The 25,105-nt window shown below is 43.7% G+C and carries 38 protein-coding genes and 1 pseudogene; 25 read left to right on the plus strand and 14 right to left on the minus strand.

What is annotated here, in order from left to right; all coding sequences use genetic code 11:
• The 8 genes and pseudogenes from AACT21_RS09595 to AACT21_RS09630 all read left to right on the plus strand — a co-directional run.
• Nucleotides 1–70 (plus strand): annotated as a pseudogene (locus tag AACT21_RS09595) (anaerobic ribonucleoside-triphosphate reductase-activating protein); the annotation flags it as partial.
• Between the two features lie 62 nt (nt 71–132).
• Nucleotides 133–1,314: an amino acid aminotransferase gene (locus AACT21_RS09600; RefSeq protein WP_094130140.1), complete on the plus strand. Its 1,182-nt coding sequence runs from the start codon at nt 133–135 to the stop codon at nt 1,312–1,314.
• 28 nt (nt 1,315–1,342) lie between these two features.
• Complete coding sequence (locus AACT21_RS09605) at nt 1,343–1,966, plus strand: ATP-dependent zinc protease family protein (RefSeq protein ID WP_094130137.1); 624 nt, start codon at nt 1,343–1,345, stop codon at nt 1,964–1,966.
• 315 nt (nt 1,967–2,281) lie between these two features.
• Complete coding sequence (locus AACT21_RS09610) at nt 2,282–3,229, plus strand: exopolyphosphatase (RefSeq protein ID WP_038148427.1); 948 nt, start codon at nt 2,282–2,284, stop codon at nt 3,227–3,229.
• A 251-nt stretch (nt 3,230–3,480) separates the two neighbouring features.
• A complete protein-coding gene (locus AACT21_RS09615; RefSeq protein WP_254917157.1) occupies nt 3,481–5,298 on the plus strand; it encodes an extracellular solute-binding protein in 1,818 nt (605 codons plus the stop codon).
• Nucleotides 5,299–5,307: 9 nt separating this feature from the next.
• The gene (locus AACT21_RS09620; protein WP_069212003.1) at nt 5,308–6,393 is read left to right on the plus strand and encodes a microcin C ABC transporter permease YejB; all 1,086 of its coding nucleotides are present in this window, start codon (nt 5,308–5,310) and stop codon (nt 6,391–6,393) included.
• A complete protein-coding gene (locus tag AACT21_RS09625) occupies nt 6,390–7,433 on the plus strand; it encodes an ABC transporter permease (protein WP_017046433.1) in 1,044 nt (347 codons plus the stop codon). Before AACT21_RS09620 ends, AACT21_RS09625 begins: the two co-directional genes overlap by 4 nt.
• On the plus strand, nt 7,430–9,022 hold the full coding sequence (locus AACT21_RS09630; RefSeq protein WP_017046434.1) for an ABC transporter ATP-binding protein: 1,593 nt from the start codon (nt 7,430–7,432) through the stop codon (nt 9,020–9,022). Before AACT21_RS09625 ends, AACT21_RS09630 begins: the two co-directional genes overlap by 4 nt.
• 116 nt (nt 9,023–9,138) lie before the next feature.
• Here the strand turns inward: AACT21_RS09630 and AACT21_RS09635 are convergent, their stop codons facing one another.
• From AACT21_RS09635 to AACT21_RS09670, 8 genes are all read right to left on the minus strand, one after another.
• Complete coding sequence (locus AACT21_RS09635) at nt 9,139–9,930, minus strand: EAL domain-containing protein (protein WP_094163402.1); 792 nt, start codon at nt 9,928–9,930, stop codon at nt 9,139–9,141.
• 278 nt (nt 9,931–10,208) lie between these two features.
• Nucleotides 10,209–10,844, minus strand: a complete 636-nt coding sequence (locus tag AACT21_RS09640) for a hypothetical protein (RefSeq protein WP_026029124.1) — start codon at nt 10,842–10,844, stop codon at nt 10,209–10,211.
• A 153-nt stretch (nt 10,845–10,997) separates the two neighbouring features.
• Entirely contained in the window at nt 10,998–12,074 is a 1,077-nt protein-coding gene (locus AACT21_RS09645; RefSeq protein ID WP_094163404.1) for a phage integrase, read from the minus strand.
• On the minus strand, nt 12,074–12,445 hold the full coding sequence (locus AACT21_RS09650) for a hypothetical protein (protein ID WP_217898735.1): 372 nt from the start codon (nt 12,443–12,445) through the stop codon (nt 12,074–12,076). The genes AACT21_RS09645 and AACT21_RS09650 overlap by 1 nt, the downstream gene beginning before the upstream one ends.
• Nucleotides 12,445–12,735: a hypothetical protein gene (locus AACT21_RS09655; protein WP_094163406.1), complete on the minus strand. Its 291-nt coding sequence runs from the start codon at nt 12,733–12,735 to the stop codon at nt 12,445–12,447. The genes AACT21_RS09650 and AACT21_RS09655 overlap by 1 nt, the downstream gene beginning before the upstream one ends.
• Nucleotides 12,736–12,767: 32 nt before the next feature.
• Nucleotides 12,768–12,896, minus strand: coding sequence for a hypothetical protein (locus tag AACT21_RS09660; RefSeq protein WP_254917158.1), 129 nt, complete (start codon nt 12,894–12,896; stop codon nt 12,768–12,770).
• Nucleotides 12,896–13,261: a PH domain-containing protein gene (locus tag AACT21_RS09665; protein ID WP_094163408.1), complete on the minus strand. Its 366-nt coding sequence runs from the start codon at nt 13,259–13,261 to the stop codon at nt 12,896–12,898. Before AACT21_RS09665 ends, AACT21_RS09660 begins: the two co-directional genes overlap by 1 nt.
• Nucleotides 13,262–13,276: 15 nt before the next feature.
• Nucleotides 13,277–13,630: a hypothetical protein gene (locus tag AACT21_RS09670; RefSeq protein WP_094163410.1), complete on the minus strand. Its 354-nt coding sequence runs from the start codon at nt 13,628–13,630 to the stop codon at nt 13,277–13,279.
• 12 nt (nt 13,631–13,642) lie between these two features.
• Here AACT21_RS09670 and AACT21_RS09675 point away from each other — a divergent pair, with 12 nt between their 5' ends.
• Nucleotides 13,643–13,816, plus strand: a complete 174-nt coding sequence (locus AACT21_RS09675) for a hypothetical protein (protein ID WP_176430165.1) — start codon at nt 13,643–13,645, stop codon at nt 13,814–13,816.
• 12 nt (nt 13,817–13,828) lie between these two features.
• On the opposite strand, the gene AACT21_RS09680 is transcribed toward AACT21_RS09675, so the two are convergent.
• On the minus strand, nt 13,829–14,329 hold the full coding sequence (locus AACT21_RS09680) for a hypothetical protein (protein WP_094163412.1): 501 nt from the start codon (nt 14,327–14,329) through the stop codon (nt 13,829–13,831).
• A gap of 23 nt (nt 14,330–14,352) precedes the next feature.
• Nucleotides 14,353–15,009 (minus strand): phage repressor protein CI, encoded by a 657-nt coding sequence (locus AACT21_RS09685; protein WP_094163414.1) that lies wholly within the window; start codon nt 15,007–15,009, stop codon nt 14,353–14,355.
• Nucleotides 15,010–15,152: 143 nt separating this feature from the next.
• Between AACT21_RS09685 and AACT21_RS09690 the strand changes: the two genes are divergently transcribed.
• The 15 genes from AACT21_RS09690 (at nt 15,153) to AACT21_RS09760 (ending at nt 23,100) form a co-directional block, all read left to right on the plus strand.
• Nucleotides 15,153–15,353 carry a Rha family transcriptional regulator gene (locus AACT21_RS09690; RefSeq protein ID WP_094149797.1) on the plus strand — a complete coding sequence of 67 codons (201 nt, stop codon included), beginning with the start codon at nt 15,153–15,155 and terminating at the stop codon, nt 15,351–15,353.
• Between the two features lie 114 nt (nt 15,354–15,467).
• A complete protein-coding gene (locus AACT21_RS09695) occupies nt 15,468–16,007 on the plus strand; it encodes a phage regulatory CII family protein (RefSeq protein ID WP_094163416.1) in 540 nt (179 codons plus the stop codon).
• An 11-nt stretch (nt 16,008–16,018) separates the two neighbouring features.
• Nucleotides 16,019–16,303 carry a hypothetical protein gene (locus tag AACT21_RS09700; RefSeq protein ID WP_094163418.1) on the plus strand — a complete coding sequence of 95 codons (285 nt, stop codon included), beginning with the start codon at nt 16,019–16,021 and terminating at the stop codon, nt 16,301–16,303.
• Between the two features lie 109 nt (nt 16,304–16,412).
• The gene (locus AACT21_RS09705; RefSeq protein ID WP_094163420.1) at nt 16,413–16,973 is read left to right on the plus strand and encodes a hypothetical protein; all 561 of its coding nucleotides are present in this window, start codon (nt 16,413–16,415) and stop codon (nt 16,971–16,973) included.
• Nucleotides 16,973–17,377, plus strand: a complete 405-nt coding sequence (locus AACT21_RS09710; protein ID WP_094149787.1) for a hypothetical protein — start codon at nt 16,973–16,975, stop codon at nt 17,375–17,377. Before AACT21_RS09705 ends, AACT21_RS09710 begins: the two co-directional genes overlap by 1 nt.
• A 1-nt stretch (nt 17,378) precedes the next feature.
• Nucleotides 17,379–17,651, plus strand: coding sequence for a hypothetical protein (locus AACT21_RS09715; RefSeq protein ID WP_094163422.1), 273 nt, complete (start codon nt 17,379–17,381; stop codon nt 17,649–17,651).
• 1 nt (nt 17,652) lies between these two features.
• Nucleotides 17,653–17,802, plus strand: coding sequence for a hypothetical protein (locus AACT21_RS09720; RefSeq protein WP_176430166.1), 150 nt, complete (start codon nt 17,653–17,655; stop codon nt 17,800–17,802).
• Nucleotides 17,784–18,011, plus strand: coding sequence for a hypothetical protein (locus AACT21_RS09725; RefSeq protein ID WP_094149788.1), 228 nt, complete (start codon nt 17,784–17,786; stop codon nt 18,009–18,011). The genes AACT21_RS09720 and AACT21_RS09725 overlap by 19 nt, the downstream gene beginning before the upstream one ends.
• Nucleotides 18,008–18,511, plus strand: a complete 504-nt coding sequence (locus AACT21_RS09730; RefSeq protein WP_094163424.1) for a hypothetical protein — start codon at nt 18,008–18,010, stop codon at nt 18,509–18,511. Before AACT21_RS09725 ends, AACT21_RS09730 begins: the two co-directional genes overlap by 4 nt.
• Nucleotides 18,512–18,514: 3 nt before the next feature.
• Nucleotides 18,515–18,622 (plus strand): zinc ribbon domain-containing protein, encoded by a 108-nt coding sequence (locus tag AACT21_RS09735; RefSeq protein WP_141195230.1) that lies wholly within the window; start codon nt 18,515–18,517, stop codon nt 18,620–18,622.
• A complete protein-coding gene (locus AACT21_RS09740) occupies nt 18,619–19,221 on the plus strand; it encodes a hypothetical protein (RefSeq protein WP_094163426.1) in 603 nt (200 codons plus the stop codon). The genes AACT21_RS09735 and AACT21_RS09740 overlap by 4 nt, the downstream gene beginning before the upstream one ends.
• Before the next feature lie 5 nt (nt 19,222–19,226).
• A complete protein-coding gene (locus AACT21_RS09745) occupies nt 19,227–22,181 on the plus strand; it encodes a replication endonuclease (RefSeq protein WP_094163428.1) in 2,955 nt (984 codons plus the stop codon).
• A gap of 12 nt (nt 22,182–22,193) precedes the next feature.
• The gene (locus AACT21_RS09750; RefSeq protein WP_094163430.1) at nt 22,194–22,406 is read left to right on the plus strand and encodes a hypothetical protein; all 213 of its coding nucleotides are present in this window, start codon (nt 22,194–22,196) and stop codon (nt 22,404–22,406) included.
• Nucleotides 22,407–22,408: 2 nt separating this feature from the next.
• Nucleotides 22,409–22,684 (plus strand): hypothetical protein, encoded by a 276-nt coding sequence (locus AACT21_RS09755; RefSeq protein ID WP_094163432.1) that lies wholly within the window; start codon nt 22,409–22,411, stop codon nt 22,682–22,684.
• Nucleotides 22,684–23,100: a hypothetical protein gene (locus AACT21_RS09760; RefSeq protein ID WP_094163434.1), complete on the plus strand. Its 417-nt coding sequence runs from the start codon at nt 22,684–22,686 to the stop codon at nt 23,098–23,100. The genes AACT21_RS09755 and AACT21_RS09760 overlap by 1 nt, the downstream gene beginning before the upstream one ends.
• Nucleotides 23,101–23,128: 28 nt before the next feature.
• Here the strand turns inward: AACT21_RS09760 and AACT21_RS09765 are convergent, their stop codons facing one another.
• A complete protein-coding gene (locus AACT21_RS09765; protein WP_094163436.1) occupies nt 23,129–23,461 on the minus strand; it encodes a helix-turn-helix domain-containing protein in 333 nt (110 codons plus the stop codon).
• Nucleotides 23,462–23,698: 237 nt separating this feature from the next.
• On the opposite strand from AACT21_RS09765, the gene AACT21_RS09770 reads away from it, so the two are divergent.
• The gene (locus tag AACT21_RS09770; RefSeq protein ID WP_094150697.1) at nt 23,699–23,950 is read left to right on the plus strand and encodes a hypothetical protein; all 252 of its coding nucleotides are present in this window, start codon (nt 23,699–23,701) and stop codon (nt 23,948–23,950) included.
• Nucleotides 23,951–23,960: 10 nt separating this feature from the next.
• Here the strand turns inward: AACT21_RS09770 and AACT21_RS09775 are convergent, their stop codons facing one another.
• The 3 genes from AACT21_RS09775 to AACT21_RS09785 form a co-directional block, all read right to left on the minus strand.
• Nucleotides 23,961–24,212, minus strand: coding sequence for an ogr/Delta-like zinc finger family protein (locus tag AACT21_RS09775; protein WP_094150695.1), 252 nt, complete (start codon nt 24,210–24,212; stop codon nt 23,961–23,963).
• An 89-nt stretch (nt 24,213–24,301) separates the two neighbouring features.
• Nucleotides 24,302–24,592 (minus strand): hypothetical protein, encoded by a 291-nt coding sequence (locus AACT21_RS09780; protein WP_094163438.1) that lies wholly within the window; start codon nt 24,590–24,592, stop codon nt 24,302–24,304.
• On the minus strand, nt 24,592–25,105 hold a 514-nt coding region (locus AACT21_RS09785), incomplete at its 5' end, for a hypothetical protein (protein ID WP_176430167.1). The genes AACT21_RS09780 and AACT21_RS09785, both read right to left, overlap by 1 nt.

Here is a 25,105-nt window from a genome sequence, read left to right on the forward strand (position 1 = left end):
GGATAAAGCCGATCCAAGCTTAGAATGGCGAGGCAGTGCCAATCAAATAATCCATCAATTTAAACTGTAAAAATTATGTATCTAGTGCTAACTTGAAGGTCATTACTTGAATTTCAAAGGGTTGTGACCTTCATGTTTTCACATTTACCAACACCAACACTCGATCCAATACTTTCATTATCGGTTGCATACCGCAACGATCCTCGCAGCGAAAAAGTTGACCTAGGCATTGGCGTTTATCGTAATAGCCAAGGAGAGACGCCGATTATGCGCGCCATTGCCAAAGCGCAAGAGCACGTGATTGCCACACAAACCACTAAATCGTATGTTGGGCTTGCTGGGTGTGAAGAGTTTAACCAAAGCATGGTGAACTTATTATTGTCTGGCACTTCAGTGCTTGATCGTGTGGCTGCGATTCAAACGCCCGGAGCAAGTGGTGCGCTGCGTATGCTCGGTGACTTAATGCACGTAGCACAACCAGAAACGACGGTGTGGATTACGGACCCAAGTTACGTCAATCATAAACCTGTGATGGAAGCGGCGGGTTTAAAAGTGAAATATTATTCTTACTTCTGTCGCGAGACTAAGCAAGTCGATATTGCACGGATGCTTGATGATTTATCGCAAGCAGGGCCAAAAGATGTGGTGCTTATCCATGGTTGCTGCCATAACCCAACCGGCGCGGATATTGATTTCGCCGCATGGCAAGCGATCACCAGTCTTGCGCAGAAAAATGGCTTCATCCCTTTTGTTGATGTTGCCTACCAAGGGTTTGGTGAAGGTCTTGAAGAGGATGTGAAAGGGCTGCGTTTTATGGCAAACAACGTCGAAGAGATGTTGATCACCACCTCTTGTTCAAAGAACTTTGGTCTCTACCGAGAACGAACTGGTGCCGCGATTGTTGTCGGTAAAAACGCACAAGATGTAGCGAATGCAAAAGGTAAATTACTAACGTTAGCCCGTTCGACCTATACTATGCCGCCCGATCATGGTGCTGCACTGGTGAAAACTATTTTACAAAATCAAGCATTAACCGCGATTTGGAAGCAAGAGTTAAGTGAAATGCAACAGCGTTTGTTAAACCTGCGTCAAACCTTGTGTAATCATTTGAGAAATCAGCACAATACTTCACAATTCGACTTTATCGAAAGTCACAAAGGGATGTTTACTGTGCTAGGCTTTACTCCAGAACAGATGGCTCAGCTACGTGATCAATATGGAATCTATGGGGTAGGTGATGGCCGAATTAACATTGCAGGCTTATCAGAACAACATATTCCGTATGTTGCTCAAGCCATAGTGAATGTCTCTTAAATATTTATCAGTTTGATTAGGTGGGTCAATGAAACAACACTTGAAACTTATTGCTCTTTTAATGTTGAGTACTGGTTTGATGGCATGTAGTACGCTAAACCAAACCTCAACACAACCAGAGCAAAAGCCAAAAGTTGAAGAGCCAAAACAACAAAATACTGAGGCACAAAAACCGGTTGAAAAACCCTCGAAAGAGCCAGTGGTTGTGGTGAAGGCCAAAAAAACCTCTGATGGTAAGCTTATTTTGGGCGAAAAAGAGTGGGTTTATGTGCCGAGTTTGAACGAAAGCTTCAAAGCGCGTATCGATACCGGAGCGGCCACCTCTTCAATTAGTGCCGTGGATGTTGTTGCTTTTGAACGCGATGGAAATGATTGGGTCAAGTTCAGGATTGAACACGATGACATCAAAAGTGATGAGATAAGTTTACCTGTTGAACGCTGGGTCAGAATTCGGCAATCCAGTGCAGAGGGTACACAAAGACGTGCGGTCGTTGTCGCTTGGATTGAAATTGGTGATCTCAAAGAGAGAACCGAATTTACGCTTGCCGATCGTACACATCTGACTTATCCACTGTTACTTGGTCGTAGTTTCTTTAAAGATGTAGCGCTTGTTGATGTGAGCCGAAAGTACGTGCAGGATAAACGTAAATAGAGATACCTCACTTCTTAGCTCAACCTAACAGCCAGCACTTGTTGCTGGCTTTTTCTTACCTCCAATTCCCTAGTTGTAACAGCAGTCTTTATTCCTCATTACTTTATTCGATATTTGCTCAATAAAATGATGCGCTGTGTTGAATAATGTTTAAAAACCATTGTGTTAAGTTTGTTAAAAAGACGATGGCGTCTAAAATGAAAACATACCACCTGCATTGGTAAACCTAAAAGGTGTTAACTCAGGATCTGATATACAAAACACTGCTTAAACCCACGCCGAGCAGTGATATGACTGCTAATAAGGAAATTGTCTATGTCTGAGCATCAACAAGCTGAAAGTAAATTTAGATTAGTGACACGCAGCGATTTTGATGGGCTGGTTTGTGCCGTGTTGCTCAAAAAACTCAACCTAATTGACGAGATCGTATTTGTTCACCCAAAGGATATGCAAGATGGGAAGGTGACGACAACTGAGCGTGACATTGTCACTAACCTGCCTTACGTCGCTAATGCTCACTTAATTTTTGATCATCACCTATCGGAAACTATTCGCAATCAAGGTGAAAGGCCGAATCATATTATTGATCCAAACGCGCCATCTGCCGCGCATGTAGTATGGCAATATTATGGCGGACTAGATACGTTTCCCTCTCAGTGGCAAGAGATGCTGATTGCTGTCGACAAAGGTGACTCCGCGCAGTTTACTCGGGATGAAGTGCTTGATTCTGCGGGATGGAATTTACTGAATTTCCTGATGGATGCAAGAACAGGTTTAGGGCGCTTCCATGAATTTCGTATCTCCAATTATCAGTTAATGATGGATCTTATCGACTACTGTGCGAACCACTCCATTGCTGAGATTCTTGCTCTGCCGGACGTTCAAGAGCGCGTTACTTTGTACCGTGAGCATGAAATTCTATCTAAACAGCAGATTCAACGTTGTGCCAAAGTCTATAAAAACCTTGTCATTCTTGATTTGACGGGCGAAGAAATTATTTACGCGGGGAATCGGTTTATCATTTATGCCTTATTTCCCCAGTGTAATATCTCGATTCACAAAATGTGGGGCTTTCAGAAGCAAAATATCGTGTTTGCTACGGGGAAATCTATTTTTGATCGTGGCTCTAAAACCAATGTGGGCGGATTAATGCTCAAATATGGTGGTGGAGGCCATCAAGCGGCTGGAACGTGCCAAATTGCTCTTGAAATGGCCGAGCAGGTAGAAAAAGAGCTGATCAGCCAAATTACCACAGATGGTTAAAGCCGATGAAGCCCTGCATGGCAGGGCTTTTTATCTCATCGCGGCGTTTTCTATACGTTTCGTTCCTAAAACCACAAAGTTACCAATTCTTATTGCGACGCACCACTTACCAGCAATGCCAAGTTGTTTCGTTATAATTGCAGCTTGGGGTTTCGTAAATCTTATTTTTCTCTATACTTACCCAAGTGACTGAATTATTAATAGTTTACACCGATGGAATGTCGCGAAGTTATCAATGGAAGGATTCTAGTATGAGAAAAATTAAGCCTACGCTGTTAGGTGTGACTGTGCTGCTGATGAGTGCTTTGGCGACTGCGGATGTTGTAGAAACCACAACATTATCCGGCGTTGGGCAAGCCAAATATCCCGCCAATTTTTCTCATTTCGATTATGTTAATCCAAGCGCACCTAAGTACGGAAAAGTAACTTATGGCGAGGTAGGTACTTACGACAATTTTAACCGCTTTGCTTCCCGAGGCGCTCCGGCGGCAGGCAGTGGTGAGCTTTATGATTCACTGATGTTTGCGCCCAGCGACGAAATTGATACCTATTATCCATTGATTGCTTCTAAAGTTCGTTATTCTGATGACTATTCGTGGCTAGAACTAGATATCAACCCGAACGCACGTTTTCAAGACGGTAAACCGATCACCGCGCAAGATGTTGAGTTTACGTTCAACAAGTTCATGACAGAAGGGGTGCCTCAATATCGACTGTTTTACAAAGCGGTTAAATCGGTAACGGCGATCCATCCTTTAACGGTTCGTATTGAGATGTCAGAACCTAATAGAGAAAAGCTTTTTAGTTTGGCTCAATCAACTCAAGTGTTGCCTAAGCACTATTGGCAGGATAAAAACTTAGCAGAACCATTAAATGAACCGCCAGTCGGCAGCGGTCCTTACAAAGTCGTACGTTATCAAACTGGGCAGAGTGTCACTTATGAGTTGCAGAAAGATTATTGGGCTGCCAACTTACCAGTCAACATTGGGCGGCATAATTTCAAGCAGATCCAATACGACTATTACCGGGACGATACCGTAATGCTTGAGGCATTTAAAGCTGGGGAATTTGATATTCGCCAAGAGAGTTCGGCGAAGTTTTGGGCCAGCTCATACACTGGATTGAACTTTGATAAAGGATTCATCAAGAAAGAAGCGATCGCGCATAATAGCCCAGCTTCAACCCAAGGTTTTGTATTTAATATTCAACGAGAAATGTTTAGTGATCCGAAAGTGCGCGAGGCTTTGACCTATGCGATGGATTTTGAATGGATGAACAAAAATATGTTCTACGATCAATACTCACGAACGCGTAGCTATTTTCAAAACACAGAGTATGAAGCGAAAGGTCTTCCCTCTACTGATGAACTCACTATTCTTACACCACTAAAAGATAAGATCCCAGAACGTGTTTTTACCCAAGAATACCAACCACCAGTGACGGATGGGTCTGGTCGTATTCGTCAACAACTACGAGTCGCTTTTCAATTGCTCAAAGAGGCGGGGTGGGAGCTGAAAGATAAAGTGATGACCCATAAAGAAACGGGTAAAGCGTTTGAGTTTGAGTTATTGATCTACAGTCCGACCACGGAACGTATTGCTATTCCTTTGCAAAAAAATCTAAAACAGCTTGGTATCGAGATGAAGATTCGCTCAGTGGATACCACACAATATCTTAAGCGTTTGCGCGATAGAGATTTTGACATGCTTTCGTCGGCCTATGCGGCGAATCCTTACCCAAGTCCTAACTTGTTGATTATCTGGAATTCAAACTACATCGATTCCACGTACAATCGTGCTGGAGTGGCAGACCCAGTTGTCGACTTCCTCACTGAACAAATTGCCGCCAATCAAGAGCATCCAGAAAAATTATTGCCTTTAGGCCGAGCATTAGATCGCGTTCTACAGTGGAATTTTTATCTGATCCCACAGTGGTATCTGAGCCAATATCGTATCGCAACTTGGGACAAATTCGAGCGTCCTAGCGTGATGCCAAAATATGATATTGGTCTTGATACTTGGTGGGTTTCGGAGCAGAAAGCGCAATTGCTACCAGAAAAACGCCGTTAAGAGGATGCAATGACTGCTTATATTTTCCGCCGATTGCTGCTCGTTGTGCCCACGCTGTGGGCGATTATTACCATTAATTTTTTTATCATCCAAATTGCCCCCGGAGGCCCAGTTGAGCAAGCGATTGCACAAATGGAAGGGCATGGTGACGGAATTATGGAGCGATTTACTGGAGGCGGCCAAGAAGTGGATATGTCGCTGTCGGCTAACACTGGAGGATATAAAGGTTCCCGAGGTTTAGACCCTGAGGTAGTCGAAGCGATAAAAAAACAGTTTGGTTTCGATAAGCCTCTTCATGTCCGTTATTTTGAAATGCTAAAAAATTACGCAACCTTTAATTTTGGTGACAGCTTATTCAAAGGGGGCAATGTTATTGATTTGATCACTGAGCGTTTGCCCGTTTCGATCTCTTTAGGGCTGTGGAGTACGCTGATCATCTACCTTATCTCCATTCCTCTCGGTATTTTAAAAGCCATTCACCATGGCTCAAGGTTTGATGTATGGTCAAGCGCGGTGGTCATTATAGGTTACGCCATTCCTGGCTTCTTATTTGCGATCATTTTGATCATTATTTTTGCCAGCGGAAATTATTTCAATTGGTTCCCACTGCGTGGTTTAGTATCAAATAATTTTGCTGATCTGACTTGGTATCAACAAATTGGCGACTATTTTTGGCATTTGGCTTTGCCCATCTTTGCAATGGTGATCGGCGGGTTTGCCACTTTGAGTATGCTAACGAAAAACTCATTTCTTGATGAGATCAACAAACAGTATGTGGTGACGGCTCGAGCAAAAGGACTGGATGAAGGACGTATTCTTTATCAGCACGTTTTTCGTAATGCGATGCTGATTATTATTGCCGGTTTTCCGAGTGCTTTTATCAGCATATTTTTCACCGGTTCGATGCTGATTGAAGTGATGTTTTCACTGGAAGGTATAGGGCTACTTGGTTTTGAATCGACCATTCAACGGGATTATCCTGTAGTGTTTAGTTCTTTATACATCATGACGTTACTTGGATTAGTCCTCAGCATCATTTCCGATTTGACCTATATTTGGGTTGATCCTCGAATCGACTTTGAGGCTCGTTCATGATGGTAAAAAAAAGGCTGTCCAACCCATTAAACGTATTGCGCTGGCACGGTTTTAAGTCCAATCGGCGCGGTTTTTATTCACTATGGTTGTTTACGCTTTTATTTGTGGTGAGCCTATTTGCTGAGTTGATTGCAAATGATAAACCCCTTTTGGTTGAGTACGATCAGCAGTGGTTTTTCCCCACCTTTCAACAATATGCAGAAACTCGTTTTGGTGGTGAGTTTGAAACCGAAGCGGATTATACCGATCCTTACGTCATCGATCTGATTGAACAAAAAGGCTTTATTGTTTGGCCATTGATCCCATTTAGTTACGACACCATCAACTTTAATATCAATAATGCAGTGCCGTCAGCGCCAGATTCAGTGAACTGGCTTGGTACTGATGATAAAGGGCGCGATGTGCTGGCTCGTATTATTTACGGGTTTCGTATTTCGGTTTTGTTTGGCTTTGTATTAACACTCGTCTCGTCAGTGATAGGCGTTATCGTTGGTGCCACTCAAGGTTATTATGGCGGTTGGCTTGATTTACTTGGGCAACGTTTTATTGAAGTTTGGTCAGGGATGCCAACGCTTTTTCTGCTGATCATTTTATCGAGTTTCGTCGAACCGAATTTTTGGTGGTTGCTTGGTATTATGGTGCTTTTTAGTTGGATGAGTTTAGTGGGCGTGGTGAGAGCGGAGTTTTTACGCTGTCGTAATTTTGATTATGTGCGGGCTGCGCAAGCGATGGGGGTGAGTGATCGCCGCATTATGCTTCGCCACATGCTACCTAACGCGATGGTGGCTTCTTTAACCATGATGCCCTTTATTCTTTCAGGCTCAGTTACGACTTTAACATCCTTAGATTTTCTCGGTTTTGGCTTGCCAGTCGGCTCGCCCTCTTTGGGCGAATTATTGGCGCAAGGGAAAGCCAATTTACAAGCTCCATGGTTAGGTATTTCAGCATTTGTGGTGCTCTCGTTAATGCTGACATTATTGGTCTTTATCGGCGAAGCTGTACGTGATGCTTTTGATCCGCATTCGACAGGGAGAAGATGATGAGTAAAACCGTACTCTCTATCCAAAATCTTTCGGTCGGGTTTGGTCAAAAAGACAATATTGAACCTGTGATTAAAGCGGTGTCACTTTCTCTCTCCGCAGGGGAAACTTTAGCACTGGTGGGGGAAAGTGGTTCTGGTAAATCAGTGACGGCGAATGCCATTTTGAAGTTGTTACCGAAAAGTGCTGCCCACTATTTGCAAGGGGAGATCTTTTTTGATGGTATCAACACGTTGAACTGTAGTGAGAGGCAATTAAGAGGTATACGAGGCGGGCGGATTGGTATGATTTTCCAAGAGCCAATGGTCTCACTCAACCCTCTGCACAAAGTTGGTAAACAGTTGATCGAAGTTGTTGAGATTCATCGAGGACTAAGAGGCAGCAAAGCACGTCAGTTGGCCATTGCATGGTTAGAAAAAGTGGGTATTCGATCGCCAGAAATTAAGATCAATGCTTATCCACATGAACTTTCTGGGGGAGAACGCCAGCGAGTCATGATTGCGATGGCTTTGATCAATGAGCCTGAATTACTGATTGCTGATGAGCCAACCACTGCGCTTGATGTTTCTGTGCAGGCGCAAATATTAGATCTACTTAAAAACCTGCAACAAGAACTGGGTATGGCCATGTTGTTCATTACTCATGATCTCAGTATTGTTAAGCGTATCGCTGATCGCGTTGCAGTGATGCAAAATGGGCAAGTGATCGAGGTGAATGATGCCAAAACGCTGTTCTCATCACCCTCTCACTCTTATACCAAAAAATTGATTGAATCCGATCCTCGAGGTTTGCCCGTTGACGTAAACCCTGACAACCCAATTCTAGTGCAGCTTCAGCATCTCAAGGTCTGGTTTCCCATCACTGGCGGCTTATTCAAGCGCACGGTCTCGCATATTAAAGCTGTCACCGACATGCAGTTTAAGCTTAAAAGAGGACATTCATTAGGAATTGTTGGCGAGAGCGGTTCGGGTAAATCGACCACTGGTATGGCGATACTAAAATTAGTCCATTCGGAAGGCTCGATTTGTTACGACAATAATGAGCTGCAAGGGTTAGATAGGAAAGCTATGCTACCTTATCGCAGCAAGATGCAAGTCGTTTTTCAAGATCCATTTTCAGCACTGAATCCGAGAATGTCGGTGGCGCAGATTATTGGTGAAGGGTTAGAGGTTCATAGCCGTTATGATCGACAAACTGTTGAACGAATGATTTGTGATGTGATGCGAGAAGTTGAACTCGACCCAGCCACTCGCTATCGTTATCCCAATGAGTTTTCAGGTGGGCAACGACAACGTATCGCGATTGCTCGGGCATTGGTGCTTAAACCTGAGTTCATTTTACTTGATGAACCAACTTCTTCTTTAGATCGTACGATTCAAGCCCAAGTGTTGGATCTGCTTAAATCGCTGCAACAAAAATATGGGTTAACGTACTTGTTCATTAGCCATGATTTACATGTGGTGAAATCATTATGCCATTACACTATGGTGATGAAACAAGGTGAAGTCGTTGAGCAAGGGGAAACGCAACAGCTGTTTCTCAATCCTCAGCACCCTTATACCCAAGAGCTTATTTCCTTTTCTTATTAAACATCACGCTATGTCATACAGTTAAATAACCTGATGTTGTCGCTAGGAAAACAGTGAGTGAACCTTGAAAGTAGCAGTAAAGTTGGGGTGCTACGCGCATGTAAAGAATATCGCGATTAAATGGCCATCTTAATGGCTGGTACTATCGCTTCCGGCATGGCTAAAAAATAGCCTTGAAACATATCAATATCGAGTTTTTGCATTGCTTCGAGTTGCGCTTGGGTTTCGATGCCTTCTACAACGGTATTGGAACCATTCTGTTTCGCAAGGGTAATGCCATCCATAAGTGGGTCACAATCACCTTGCATATATTTGAGTAATAAGCTTCGATCAAATTTGATGATATCAGGCGTCACCAAATGAACCCGTTGTGGTGTTGAGGCTTGAGTACCAAAATCATCAATGGCAATTTTAAAACCATTTGCAGCCAGACTTTGCGTTGCGCATTGCAGCTTGCTTTCATTTTCTGAATCGATTTCAATCAATTCCATGACCAGTTGATTATGTTCTATATGCAGTTCTTTGAGGCGATCGCATAGCAATGCTTTGTTGATGTCGCTGATGGCAAACAATTCACCTGCGACAGGCAGTAAGTTTAGAAATAATTGGCATTGACGATATTCGGAAAGGGCATAGTTTCGGATGTGGATAACTCGGCTGAGTCTTTCTACGTTAAGTTTGTCGATGGGATTAATAGTGTCGGAATGGAAAAAACAATCGGGGCGAATGGTCGTGCTGCCATTGGCGGTTATTCTCACTAGGGCTTCAACGCCCACAATACGGTTATCCCGCGAGAATATCGGCTGGAAAACGCTTCGCAGCACAAGATGTTGGTAATGAGCAATAAACTGGCCATCGGAATCCAGAGACATGCATTTTGAAAACTGAGTTTTGTTAGTTAAAAGCATACAATTTTCGACATCCTAATCATTAATTTTTGCTTGAAGCATCCGAGCGCCAATATGCCATGCCATATTATTGACTCACCTTGACCTTTGTCAATTGTACCTTTGGCTAAGATGAAAATTTGTGGGTTGTCAAAACAGCGTCACAAATATTGAATTATTTAGTGAATGTGATGTGGCAGGCTCAATTGATTGAGTGTGTGCTAAATCAGAAGACAGCCCAATGAAGAGGGTAATATAAAATCTAGAACTTGGAAGAAAATGAGGGCGGTTTGTTTACGTTACGCCCATTGTAATACGGCATATAATTGAATGTACTTTCGGACTAGTTGCTGGTTTTTAGAGCGTTTTAAAGGATGGCTAAATTTAATATAACAAGGGCTAATTTGAAAACGGTTCTCTAAAGATTGAGTTAGCAATGAGTCACTTTCATACAGTGTGATACCTTGTGCGAGGTATTGATCTATTTCATCGGGTAATTGCCCTGTCCACCAATGAAGTAACTCGCGACTTTTTTGGCTACGACTGATCCAGTGATCGGTCAGTAATAACAGTAAATCATTCGGTTGAATCGCGTAAGCGTACTCATATTTCCACTGCGCAATGTCTTGCATCAACTTTTCTCGACAGGTTTTACCTGCACTGACCATATGGTGAGTCAGGATCCATACTGTTCCTGCATCACTGCTCACTCGGTAATGGTGTGGCATGTCTCGCTGAGGGATTGATTCAATAACAGAATAGTGGCATGGGTGTCCAAATTCACTGAGTGTACGAGCCAACCTGCGAGCAAAAGCCAGCCCTAAGTGATGTTCACTCATTCCTTGGTTGTGTATGGTGGGGTAGTGCTTTTCACAAAGTTTTAGGCAGTCAGCTTGAAATTCGTTGACGCTTTGCGTGAGTATGTCCAGTAACAATTCGTATTTTCTCCGATACCTTTGAAACCTTGCCTTGCTTGGCTTGGTGGCTTTAATTCAATGAGTTAAAAAACATAAAATCGCAAATATCCGCATATGTTCGCACATATAAATAAAATACGCCGCCATTTTGTCGCCACTTTTTGGCGGCGGTTAGTCGCCATTTTTGTTGCGTAGCATGGCTATTGGGCTTTTGTTTACTGCTTCTTCTAAGTGGTCAGGTGATAAGTGCGAATAGCGCATGGTTAACTTAATATCACTGTGACCTAAGATGCGTTGTAACGTAATAATATTGCCTCGGTTCATCATGAAGTATGAAGCATAAGTGTGGCGAAGAACGTGCGCGGCTTGGCGGTTTAGCCTTGGCACTTGAGCTGCAATGAAGCGTTGAACCGTGGCATAGCTGATACTGAATAAGGGGCCATGGTCGCCAGTGTAAATCAGTTCAAACTCTTCCTTGCCGATCGGAACTGTTCTATTTTTCTTGCCCTTTGTTTGCGTAAACGTCACCGTGTGCTTTTTAATCGCATCACCATTATTATGGAATGCGTCATAGCTATTGATTTGTGAACCCGTTAAGCGCGCTACTTCTCTGAACCTGCCGCCAGTTGCCAAACATAACTTAATGAACTTGTGTAAGTCGGGGTGTGAATGGCTTTCTGCTGCTGCAATCAAACTTTGCATTTCATCAATCGATAAAAAATCCATTTCACTTTCATGCAGCTTGAACTGTCGAACATTTGCCAACGGGTTTTCACCTTTCCATTCCCCCATACTTTGCAGTTCACTGATCATAGAATTGAAAATGGCTTGTTCGTGATTGCATGTGCTAAATGAAACCGCTGTTTTCTTGCCATTTAAATCCGCAACTTCCCCGGCAATGCGTTTACTGCGGTATTCAGTAAACATATTCGCGGTTAGCTTAGAATAAAATGGGTCACCCAAACCATTGCAGATAACCATCAAGCGGTTATAGGTTTGCTTGGCGTTCGCCAGTGATTGGCCGTGGCGTTCCTGCCACAAATCAATCATATCTAACAAACTGCGTCGGTCAGCTTTTCCACCCATCCACGGCTTATCATCCACTTTGCGCATCACAAAGTTTTCATAAGCATTCGCTTCACCTTTGGTGGCGAAGCGTTTACGAACGCGTTTACCATTGCGGCCTTGTGGGTAGCACTCACAAAGCCAAGGTTTTTTGCTGCCGTCTTTTAAGTTGCGAACTGACATTAAAGCCAGCCAAAGCCTTTAGCCATTAATCCAGCTAAGCCGAGTGTTACGGTGATAAGTGCACCGAATAACATGCGGAAATCACTTTTCATTTCAGATCGAACTGATTTGAACTCTTGCCTCATCTCTTTGAAGTTATCTTCAGTTTCAGATCGAACTGATTTGAACTCTTGTCTCATCTCTTTGAAGTTATCTTCAGTTCTATCCATAAAGGCTAGTTGACGGCCTTTTATGTCAGAAATATCACGTTTGATGTGCTCAACATCAGACTCAAGTTTTGCTACTCTCGCTTCCAAACCACTACCCCCACCATCACCGCTGCGCTGACTGTAAAATCTATCAGCAGGAAAAGTTGTCACATTATCTGCCATTATACGTCATCCTTATTCAAGAATTTCAATACAGGATGAATCACTAGTTGGCTAATATAACCGCAATCAGGGCATAGTAGGGGAATAACAGGGGTAGAGTTTAGCCATGGGTTGGCTTGTCCATAAGCGTCAAAAGCTTTGAGTTCTGAAAAAATTATCTTTTGGTTGTCTTTATTTTCGATAAAAGTCATAGGAATAGCTTTGCTTGTGCAAAATGGGCAGCTTCCTTTGTGCATTTTTGACAGATAAAGAAGAATATCGTCAGAGGTTAAGTTCACTATGGTTTTCATATTTAGGTGCTCTATTTCCCTAGCCAAATTAACTAAACACTTTCCGGCACTTCGCCAGTTTTTATCATGGTTTCAAATTGAGGACGGCTAAGAATCATCACGCCTTGTTCCATAGCCTTTTCTAGTTTTTTGCTGCCGTCTTTTAAGTTGCGAACTGACATTACACTCCGCAACTAAGTAGAGAAGCAATTTTCTTAACATCTGTACCTTTCAAGAACGCAAACTCAAGTTCGCCAAGGCCAGAAGCCCATACTTTAAATTCACAATCTAGGTCAAACGTCCCCGCTGTTTCTACTGAGAATGCGGTGATTTTATTGTATGGAAGAGAAAAGAATTCCGCTTTCTTGCCGCGAAGTCCTTGGATATCAACAGTGATTAAGCGTTTGTTTGTGAGAATGAGTAAGTCGCGAACCGTTTTGTATTCCAGTTCAATATATTCAGTCTCTTGGATGAGGAAGTCATAACGCTCTACGTTTGTTCCTACTTTTTCTTCGGTGAGTGCAGTTAACTTAATACCTTTAAACATTTTTATGCTCCTAGCCTATTTTTGTTCTTCATCGATAAATGACATAACACCTTGGTTGTGTTCTTTGGGGATTTTTTTATAAGCTTTGATACAGTCAGCAACGTTTAAGTCGATGTTGATGGCTTTATTGTCGACAGCTTTGAATATGATTTGCCTTCCTGCGTTTATTCCTTTCCATGCTAAGATGAATTCACCAAGTTCTTTCCATGGGACTGAGTGCAAAAGAATAACAACTTGGTCGATTGGTAAATTATTAAAATGGTGAGCGTCCGATTTGCGCGCAGTGATGCCGTAATCAGCCATTAGCCGCGTCAACTCTTCAATGTCTTTTTTGCGGCAAACAATTTCTAAGCTATTCATCTTATCCATAGTGGAGGTCTTATGTTCCGTTTTATTAATTCATTGCGATACGCAACGCTAACTATTGAGATTAAAGGGCAGTTCTTGTTCGACTTCGCTTACTTACTCACTAAGCTTGCACTTATGGCTATTGCAATAAAGTACGGTGCTGCAAGCGTCGAATACTTTTTAGAGCTTTACGTTTCTCAGCTTTAATCCTTTCTCAAACTAAACACTTTCTGGAACTTCGCCAGTTTTTATCATGGTTTCAAATTGAGGACGGCTAAGAATCATCACACCTTGTTCCATAGCCTTTTCTAGTTTTTTTGGGCCTGCGTTGTAGCCATAGCAAAGCACATCTAAATAAACAGTGACTTCCTTTCTAATGATTAACCCGTGGTTTGTTGCAATTTGTTTAAGTTCTGACTTTTCATCGCTCTTAAATCCAGTGAAACAAACTTGCAGTGCGTCAGCTTTGGGTTTGGAGTAGGTAGGTTCAATCAGTGAGAAATGAGCTGCCTTTTTAGAAAGAAAAGCTTCTGCTTCATCAACGGTTTTAAATTCGCCTAAAATTCGGTGATGATGAAGAGTGCGTGGCGCTTGATGGTTAATACACCAACCTTGTAAAAACGGCATATCAGGCTGTTGCTTTACGCTTCTTAAAATTTGAACGCTTGCCTCACCATATTGGTTTACATACGCGCATATTAATTCTGGTTTTAGTTCCATAATTATTCTAGCCAAGTTAATAATTAATCTTTTTTCATTGTTACCGCTACACGGCCAAGCACTTTAATGTCGTTCTCTGACGCTTCAATAGTGCTGTCACCAAAAGCTATTGCTAACTTTCTGCCGGGTAAACGCTGTATTTGGTTGATGGACAAACGCCCGTCAACATCAATTAAATAATTGCCTGCCACAGCATCGGTTGTGCTTTTATCAAGCAAGTAAATCGCCTCGTTTGTTTCAACCTCGATCACCTTTTCCGCATCTAAGTTAAAACTGTTCATTCTTCTTACTGGATAAGGGATTTCACCTGTTTCAATCAGTTGCCCATTTGCTAAGCAAAAGCTTTTTAGAATGGTAGTGGCGTGTTGAGGTGATTCTTGTTTAGTGATCGGTAAAACGTCATAGCGTTCCCTCATCTCGCTTACTGTGCTTTTGAGTTTTTTTCGGTCTTCTGGTTTTAGCGCTAATTCTTCGACGGGTATGCCTAGCGCTAGATGTAACCGCACTATTAGTTCGTGTGATGTGCGATCGTGAGTATTCCATGTGCTAAATGTCGTCTTTGGGACGTTGAGTAACGAGCTAAGCTCTTGGAAGTCATCGCAATTAGTTAAATTCTTCAACCTCTTTGTAAATTCACTACCAGTCAGGTAGTCAAAGGGCGGTATATTTTTGTTATTCATTGATGGAGATCACTTATTTTCATATAAATCGTTAAATTACTATTTACGATAGTCGTGTAACGATCTAATATCCTTGTGTGTTCAACATTAAAGCGCCGTTTCTCGCAAAGAACCGCCCTAATTCAACCGTTAAGGATATCACCATGGCAAGCGTACAGATAGCAGTTGATGCTGCATACGTCACAAAAGCAGAGTTTCTACGCCGCACAGGCATTAAACCACGCACTTTCGATAAGTTGTTGTCTGACGGCGACATCCCTATCCGCGAAAAACAAGGCACCCAACGTTTAGTGTTGGTCAACATGGTTAAGTGGGCTGAAGAAGCCGCGCTACAGCAGGTTTAACCATGCGCCTTTCTTCCCTTGTACCCACTAAAACCCACTGCCCGAAATGGCTACACGTGTTCGCACTTGTCGTCATTTTCGTGCCGCCGTTCTTCGCTTAGGAGATTGTCGAACATGGACGCAAATAACGCCATGTATGAATTGCTTGAGTTCAAACAAGAGGCATTTAACGCCAGCTTGTGCGACTTCGCTGTGAATCATGATATGGAAAAAATCGCGAGGACAATTGGAATGGATGGGCAGGTGCTAAGGAATATGATGAATCCTAGTCAGAGCCGTCATTTGACTTGTCCGGTTATGGCTTTGGTTTGCTACGTGTCAGATGACTACAGCATTGTTAACACCTTGCTGGGTGATTTGGGCGTGGTAACGGCATCGGTACCCGTGGAAGAACAAGCGAAAAGCCTTGTTGAACGCATTCTTGAACACTCGAACCTTACGGGCCAACTTTCTGGCAGCGTGTTAGCACTTAGCCACGAACACCGCTACCCGCGCAGCCAAAAGCGCAAAACCTTAGCCACCGCCCAAGCGGCGCTTGGCAACCTCGTTTTGCTGATATCCGATTTAGAAAAACGCACCACAGGCGTATCACCTTTGCTGAGCATGGGTGTTGATTTCGTGATGAACGGTGCAGCCATCCCCGGCTTAGCATAGGAGAAACCACCATGTCAGTTGCAATCCAAAACTTTGAAACCGCATGTCACCAACCTTGCCCGGACATGCCGCACCACAGCCTTAACGCTACGCAAAAGCAAAAGGGGCTAGCTTGCCTGCAACGCGTTCGCGCAGAGCTGCGCGAAAAACTGCTTGAGCCATTGCGCAAGAAACGCGCAGAGCTGATCGAAAAAGCCAACAGCGAAGACACAACGCAAATGAAGCGATCGCTCATCGCGCAAGAAATCAACCGCCTAGATATGAAAGCGCAACGCATTTTAGACCGTTGGTCGTAACCCAGTTTTAAACGATACACCAAAGCCTAGCCAAGGCGTCTTTGCCCTCTCGATTTCTGCGGATTGAGGGAGGGCTTTTTTTACATCGATAAGCGTAGGAGCTTTGAAAATGAGTGAACAAACCGTTTTAGAACAGGCCAATGCAGCGTTGGCCGAAGCGCGCAAAGTGCTTCAAAAATCAGAAGAGAATTTAAGTAAATCAAGCCAAGCCAATGACTATTCACTAAGCCTGAACCGAAAGCTGGCCCATGCGTTAGTTTCGTTGATGAACAATGAACCGCGCCTCGTGGGTATTGATGTCGCGATTAGCGAGCAGTTGAAAGAAGTCGTGCATATGGCGAACGGCAGTTCAATTACATTTTTGAACAACGAAACCCGCGATATCTACGATGTTATCCACGCCATCAACGTGTTGGCGATGTCGAATACGGATGTGATCCAGATTTTTACCGAAGTCACCGCCACTAGTAAGATTAATTCGTTCAGTGTTTGGGCGGTTGATTTTGGCACTGACTGGAGTGATGAAGAGTCGAAAAAAGAAAGGCTATTAAATGAATACGTCTATTTAGCAGATAACGCACTCGAAAAACTCCTTTTCATCGAAAGCCAATTAACCGAACTCATCATAGAAGCGCGTGAAGCCTCTGAAACAAAAGCGGAGCAAGCGTAATGGCCAACATCATCACGGTTCACAAAGAAGAACTGGAAGTGATCTTGCGTCATGAAGGGTTCACTACTCGCAAAATAGAACAGTTCTTTCGTGTGTTTAACGTTATCGAATCAAGCCAAGGGCCAATGCTCGAACTTGATTCAACGCGCGCCATGCTCGTTAACGTTAACGGCACAAAACAAGGCTTATGTCTTGAAGACTTCATCACCGCTTGGTGGTGCTTTTGGATTGTTGTTTTCAACCAATCCACCGACAGTGATATGTCACACCAAGCCCTAGGCGCAATCCGCGCACTTTTCTTTGTTTCCGCATGCAACCGCAGCACAAGCCAACACGCATCAATGCAAATGTGGTGGCGCGACTGCGAACCCATCCACGGCCACCCAACCCTAGAGGCAATGTGATATGAGCAAATGTAACTGTTTTGACGAGAATCTAGAAAGAATTAAAGAGCAAGTGATCGCCCAACTGCCTGATGGCGCAACGGATTTAAACGTAGCGTGGGAAGGGTATTCGTTTTTCTTTTCGGGTGATCGTGTTCCGGTCAATCCACAAATCAATATCGAATATCGACAGATGAAAAAGGATAAAACCCCAGCTAAAAACCTCACGAAAGATTCAGTAAGAATGCTTTGTTCTTACTGTCCTTTTTGCGGTCGTGAGTTGGAGAATAGCTGATATGAGCAACCAAGCCACGCACTGCATTTGCCGTCACTGCCACCGCATCGTTAATGACCTGCTTGTTGAAAAAGACAAGCACGGTTTCAACGTTTGCGTTATTTGCCGCCAATTATCGGAAGGGAACAAGCCATGCAATACGCCGCAGTGATGCTCTGTGCCGATGGCGGCATAGTTCGCCATGAAGAAACGTTTGAGCCTGCCAACGTGCAGGTAGGGGATTTTGAATCAATGGACGCGGCCATCGACCAAGCCTGTTTAGACCTCAACTGCACACACCTACACAAAGGGGTGATCAGCAAAGGCAAAAACAAAGGCGGTTTTATGGTGGTGACTACTCAAGAGTTGGGGGAAGTATGAAAAACGAAGGAATGAAAAAGGTGCTAGAGGCACTACGCACAGCCATTCAAGATGCTGAGGAGTTCGGTTTGGTTAGAACTGAAAACGGTACTGTTATCACTGGCGCAATGGAATCAGAGCACGGAATTATGCTTGTTGGAGATGCGTATCAAAGTTCAATTAGCTCAGCGGCTAAACACGGTGAGAAAACAATTAAACCCGTTGAAGTTCAGAGAGTGAATGGGTTTTGGACTCACCCTGACTTGCCAGTTTTTGGGGAGTATGTAACCAAGGAAGATATTAAAGAATTCGAGCGAAATAATAACCTTGTGTTTTTTTGTGTAGAAATGGGCGAGGACGCATCGCAAGAGTTTGTTGATGAATGGTTTGAAGATGGTCTTGATGATTGCTCGCCTTGGGAACCTACGCCGCCATCGGCAAGGGCATTCTTGTTATCTATTCGCGATACAGAAGATGGCCCAATGGCTTGGTTTGCTGAACCAAAGAGTGTGGAGAGTTAAGCCATGAAAGAAACTCTATGCCCACACTGCCCAGCGGTGATCAAAGAAAGCGACACCACCTGCCCAAGCTGCGGCATGCCAGTTAATCAAAAGCGTGAGGTGGCAGCATGAATGGATGGTTCCAGCAAGTAAAACGTGGCGAAGAGCACTATCAATATGGCAAGCATCACCCTAGCTATGTCAATGTTGTGGGTGAAACTTTCGGAAAATTGACTGTTATTGAACAAGGCGCGGGACAAGGAGTTTTGTGTAAGTGCGAGTGTGGAAACATTCACACCGAGAAAAACACCGTTGACCTTCGCCGTGGCCGTAGAAAGAGTTGCGGGAAGTGTAACAACAAGGCCAATCCAAAGTTTAAACCAGAGGAAGATGCTGTGATTTTAAGGTGGGCAGGAATTAAATCCACTGAAGAGATCTCACAGTTAGTGACTCAGTTTGGGTATAGAGAAGCGACAATTTCAACGATAAAAAATCGGGTAAAAAATCTCAATAAATACCGTGGCGAGAATGACGAAATTTCACTTAGAAGGAAAGGAGAACTATATCCACATTCGAAAGGCTCTGATCATGAAGTAGAACTTTGCCGCCAGCTTTATGATGCGGGGCTGACTCCACGCAAAATTGCTGAAAAAATGGAGCTTGGACTCTCTCATGTGATGAGTATCGTTCACTATAGAAGTCGCACTCAGTCAGCAAGTGGGTGGATGTAGTTGCTATGACCACCACCTACGCCACCAAAAAAAGCAGGCGCGATCACGAAAAAGGGTTAACCCAAAGTGAGCGCCTGATTTCTTGGTATCAAGACGTTGATGTCGACGAACTTCGCGCACTTGAAATAAGCGAATATGAACAAGAAAGAGCAAACCAACTCTTTCTTGAATGGTCGCGCAACAAAAACGCCCCGGCACAATCCATTCATATCGCGCAGCCGCTTAGCTTCAACAAAGAGCCAGAAAACCTCAGCGTTATCGAGCGCAAACTCTACGAAGCTAACAAGCAAGATTTTGAGTGGTACAGAAGCTACTTTGCTGACCTGCCAGATTATTTAACCAAATACTTCGTTAACCGCTACCTTGCCATCTTCAAAAAAGAGGGCAACCGCGAAGCTAACACCTTCCTACGTGAAAAGATGGAGCCCGCACGAGCGCGCGTTCGATTAGTGCTGGCCCAATACAGCCAACTGCCAACCACTCACAAAATCACTTTGCTCAGTGAAGAAAACGACCTTGAGCAAAGCGATTTTCAACAACCGCAGCCAAAGCAAATCGGCTTTGATTTTGACCGCATCGAACAAAACGCCAAGCCAATCAAAGAGCGCATCATTGCAGAGCTTGAGCGTGACGAGCTCAAAGACATGGCGTTCAAGCTTTCTTGCATCATCAACAAAAAGAAAAGCGTGATCATGGAACAGCATCAACAAGAAACGGGTGAAGAAGTGGACGCCGCATTAATCATCGTTTACGAACTGCTTGCCCAGTTCGTGCGATCGCTTGGCATTAAGCCCGCGCGCAAATATAAAAAGCAAACGCCACTATCAGCCACGACCGATATTCTAAAAATGAGCGATGAAAAGTGGGTACTCAATCGCTTAGTGCGTGTGCGTAAAATCATGCGTGAACACCTTGCCATTGCAATGGGCCAAGTGTCTAAACGTGCATCGGCTTACTGCTCGTGGGATTGCCTGCGCGAACACAAAGAGCAAAAAGAGAAGAACTGGGAATTCATCAAAAACGGCATGCTGTTTGAAGAAGAAACAGGCGAAGAAGCCGAACTGATGGGTATGGTTCTCAAAAGCATTTCTAACCCTGCCATTCTGCGTCATGAATTGATGGCGCGCTGCCGTGGCTATGAAGACATCGGTAATTTGCTCAACCTGCAAGGCATGTTCCTTACGCTGACCGCGCCGGGCAAATACCACAACAATTATCAAAACGGTGGTTTTATTAGCCATTGGAACGGTGCAAGCCCAAAGCAAACGCAAGACTACTTAAACAACGTATGGGAACGCATTCGCGCCAAAATTGGGCGTGATGGAATCCGTTGGTTTGGTCTGCGCGTGGCCGAGCCACATCACGACGGCACGCCGCACTGGCATTTGCTGTTGTGGGTAAGGCCGCAAGACGCGCTAAGAGTTTCCGACATCTTCATTCGTTATGCAGTAAAAGCCGAAGCGATGGAGCTATTCGACAAAGCCGAGCTTTATTACCCAGTGAACTACAGCGCACAAAGCTACGTGCTGTCGTATCAAGAAAGAATCGAAAAGGCCAACCGCTTCAAGGTGCCGACCAAGCTTTATGCCAAACATTACCCGTGTGCACTGGCTGACCTGCGCCCAGAAATCGAAATACCTGAGCAAGTCAAAGTGGCGACTATGCGAAACCAAGTCACGTCACTGAATATCAATTACAAAGCCCGTTGTGATGTGAAATTCATCGACCCAAGCCAAGGCACCGCAACGGGCTATATCGCCAAATACATTGCTAAAAATATTGATGGTTACGCGATGGATGATCTCGTTTCAGATGAAACGGGCAAAAGCGTGAAAGACATGGCGAAAAACGTCTGTGCGTGGAAATCCCGCTGGGCTATTCGCCAGTTCCAGTTCTTTGGTGGTGCGCCAGTGACGACTTACCGTGAACTGCGCCGCTACGCCAATTTAGATAAATCCAGCTTTATGGATTACCTAACTCAGCTATCGCGTGAAGAAATGTTAGAGATCTACAAAGAGATGGAGCGCAAGCCAAACAAGAAGTTTGTCGGCCCGCCCATTCCAGATGCTCTATTGAAAGATAAAAAGCGTTTTGATGCGAAGCGCCTGTTTGTGATGCTAAGCGAAAACTATCAACCGAGTTTAGAGAACCAAAACGGCAGCGCCGTAGCCGCTATGGAAGCCGCCGATAAAGGGGATTTCCAAGGTTACATCATGGGCCAAGGTGGCCCGTTTGTAGCGCACAAAGACCTAACAGTGAAGAACGTTTATTTAGAGTTGCCGTTTGCTTCACCGCATGGCGAAACCGTGCGCAAGCTAGAAGGGTTCGACGCTTCCGGCGTAATGGTAAAAACCCGCGTTAAGAATTGGACTATCACCAAAAAGCCCACCACTAAAACTCGCATTGAAAAAGAGTATGAAGTTTTCAAACCAACTGAGAACCCAAATACGTGGAAAATCAGCCGCAAACGCCTGAAACCAAATGAGACAACCCAAGCTGAAGCGGGGGCTCTTGCTCTTTTTGGCGGCTCTGCCGCCTCTCGGAGTTCTGTCAATAACTGTACGCGGCCCCAAAGCGAACAGGTTAATAGTGATCACGATATAGAGTTAAGCCCGTTAGTTGAATATGAAATAAGTCGGTTAATAAATGAGCATGATTTAACCGAAAGTTTCAGGCAAAACCTGTTGAAAGGGCGTTGGTTAAGGGTAACGGAAGAGAAAAGCGTCAAGCTGCACATTGGCGATGGCGAAAGACGCCCAGACCAAATTGTATACCGCAATGAATTTAAGCCTGATTTAAGTTGGCTAGGCGAGAAAGCCGAGCCAGAGCCGGAAGTTATCCAACTGACGGAAGAAGATGATTACCCACAACCGGATTTATCTATCTTTGCCCACGACGTTCCCGCCGCAACAAGCTGGAGTGAGTACAAAGAAATGATAGAAGACTGGCCATTAGCGTAGGAGCTTATAAATATGAAACAAAACCATGAAATAGACCAAGAAACCGTTGATGTGGTTTCAAGTCAGTTAGAAGAAAAGTTTGAAGCGTTCGCCACGAGTGCAGAGCTAAGCGATTTCGAAAAATTATTGGTATTAAAAAACCTCACTTCACGGATAGAAAACAGCATGGCCGTAAAAATGCAAGCGGCGGCGATGTTCAGTGTATTAACCAAGATAGGGAGATAGCCATGCAACTAACCACTGGGAAAACATACCGCGCACATCAAGCGGCTTATTCATTTGAAGACCTAAGCGGTGAAACCGTCACGTTCGACGAAGTGAACTTCAGCTTTACCGTGTTAGAAAAGCCAAAGAAAGTAGTCGCCAATGATGGCGCAACGAAAAAAGTCATCAAACTACCAAAACACCTAGCCGCGCCAAAGTGGCATTGGGTACTCAATGAAACTAAAAACATTCTGCACTGGCTCAATGTTGAAGTTTATGAAGTGGAAGAGGTGATGTGATGATATTTAGTAAAGAAATAATAAAAGCATTTGATCAGTTAATTTCTTTTAACAAAGCAATGACAGATAGTCTTATTGATGATGGATTTGAGAAATATTACTCTGCAAAAGAGTTTGTTCATCATTTCGGGACGATAAATTTATATTGTGGCCGTCAGGTTGGTAGCTCTAGTCTGATCAGGAACCGGGCTAACAAAAATGATTTGGTTGTTGTCCATTCAGATGATGCAAAAAAATTCTTTGAAAACTGTAAAGCTAAGGTAGTAAAAAGTGAAGATTTAGGAGAAGAGGAAGTTTTCAATAATATTTATATAGACTTGCCATTCTACTGTCAGGAGTTAACAGTGAGTTACATATTTGATAATTTGATTAAAAATCATCGACAAAAGGTAATTATGTTGGGAGCGCATTTTTAACCAAAAACCCACCGCCCGGTGGGTTTTGTCACACACTCAGCTTATCCAGTTCCTTGCTTATCGCGCCAACCAAGCTCAACAATTGATCACGAATCTCAGCAGGTAATGACCGAATCATTGCCTGCTCATCACTTGAATAACCCTCATACAAAGAAAGATGCGAAAGCGGAATATTCAGTGCATCACATAGCCGCCGAATCTGCACAATATCCACAACCCGTTCCCCTTGTTCAAGGCGTTGAAGCATACGGTAATCAATACCCGAAAGGCGGCTTAAAACACGCTGTGTTTTGCGTTGCCTCAGTCGTTCTTGAATAAAAAACAACATGATAGGGTCAATAAGACGGGTTTGTTTTGGCATGAAATCCCCTGCGTAATCGCCACATATGGCGGTTATGTACGGTATAAATGCCAACTAAGGTTAGGTTGAAATGAACGTTGAAGCAGATCGCAATACCAAAGCATTAGAATATTTATAGTTCGCCCCGGCTAGATACAAATCGCCATGTTCAGTATAGGCGATAAATCACATAAATAAATTTGTTACTAAAAAAGTACTGTATTAATATACAGTATATCACGTCAGGTTGGAGGCTAAATGGCTGAACTAGAAACCATTAGTGCTGCAAAGATAACGCAGAAAAAAAGCATACATCTTGCAGCATTAGAATTAGTGATCGACGCTATGTCGGTAAGCGAAGCAACGGAAGCAACAAAAAAAGCAGGAGCCTATTTAACAGGCTTAATCATCGCCGACAGCAAAGGAACCATCACACCAGAAAAGCTAACGGCCATCACCAGTATTATGGAGATGGCCGCAGAATCACAAAGCCCAGTGTTTAAAGTGTAATAGCAAAAAGCTACAACATAGAAAGTTGCTGCTTGAGTTCTTGCCGCTGTTCCGGTGGCAAGGCTTTCATCAAAGTAAACGCAAGTTGGCTTGTTGTCTTAGCAGAAGGGCTAAGCGTATGGCTGTAAGAAAGGTTCATAACAAAAGAATGGCCGCATTCCGGGTCACTGCAAGAACAATATAAGTCCGCATGGCTATCGGTGATTCTATTCGATTTGTGGATACGGCTTTTACATCCGCACTCTGGGCATATTACGCGCATAAACAAAACCTAGCTAATTGACTGACTCAGTAATAATACGTCAATAAGCTGTGTTTTTGTACAGTTTCCGCAAGAGTGTTAGGTGAGCATTAATAATTCTGAATATCTGGCTCAAAATGTTGCTTGATTGCCTTCGCGCTCTCCAAGTCGCACACGAACGGGCCAGCCTCTTCGCCTTCCATCGCTTTAATCGTCTGCTCAACACTAAGCCGCTGAGCAATAAAACCATGCTCAGAAGCGAACGTTTTCAAAAAAGGCGTATCGCGGTTAGTGAAAACGCAAAGACGATAACCTGCAACATCAATCGCATCAGGAAAAAGAGGCTGAGCAAATTGTTGCCAACTCGCATCAGTTAAATACGCATAAATCTGATAAAGCATTAGACGTTCCTCCACATCGCATCCGTGTGATTTGTTATCATCGCGCTTATCGAGCCAACCGATGGCGCTTGAACCGCTTGGTTTTTTTGGTTGAACTCAATCAAGTTAGTTAAAGTGCCACCAATAGAAACCTTAAAGTGATCGAGGGTTCCTGAAGAGTACGAAGAAGTTGTCCAAGCTCGCATCAAGCGATCGACTTCAACCTGCTGCGTTGCGTTATCTTTAGATACCATTAAAACGCCATCAACTAATATTGAAATAACTGATCCGATGCGCTTAAGTGAGTAGACACGCTGCATAGCTGGGTCAAAACCTGTAGTAGCCCAGCCAACAACGTAGCCACCAACGTAAACTTGGATACCCGCGCCATTAGGTAAAGTTCGATAGAAGTTATCAATCGTCGGCCCAGAAAAAATAGATTGAAAAGAATTGTTAGAAAGCCCACTCATTTTAACTTCAATATAAAAATCAACGTTCGGAGGAATGACGATAGCTTCGCTCAACTGAACATAT

Source organism: Vibrio sp. V08_P9A1T1 (assembly GCF_963874405.1).
Taxonomy (GTDB): domain Bacteria; phylum Pseudomonadota; class Gammaproteobacteria; order Enterobacterales; family Vibrionaceae; genus Vibrio; species Vibrio anguillarum.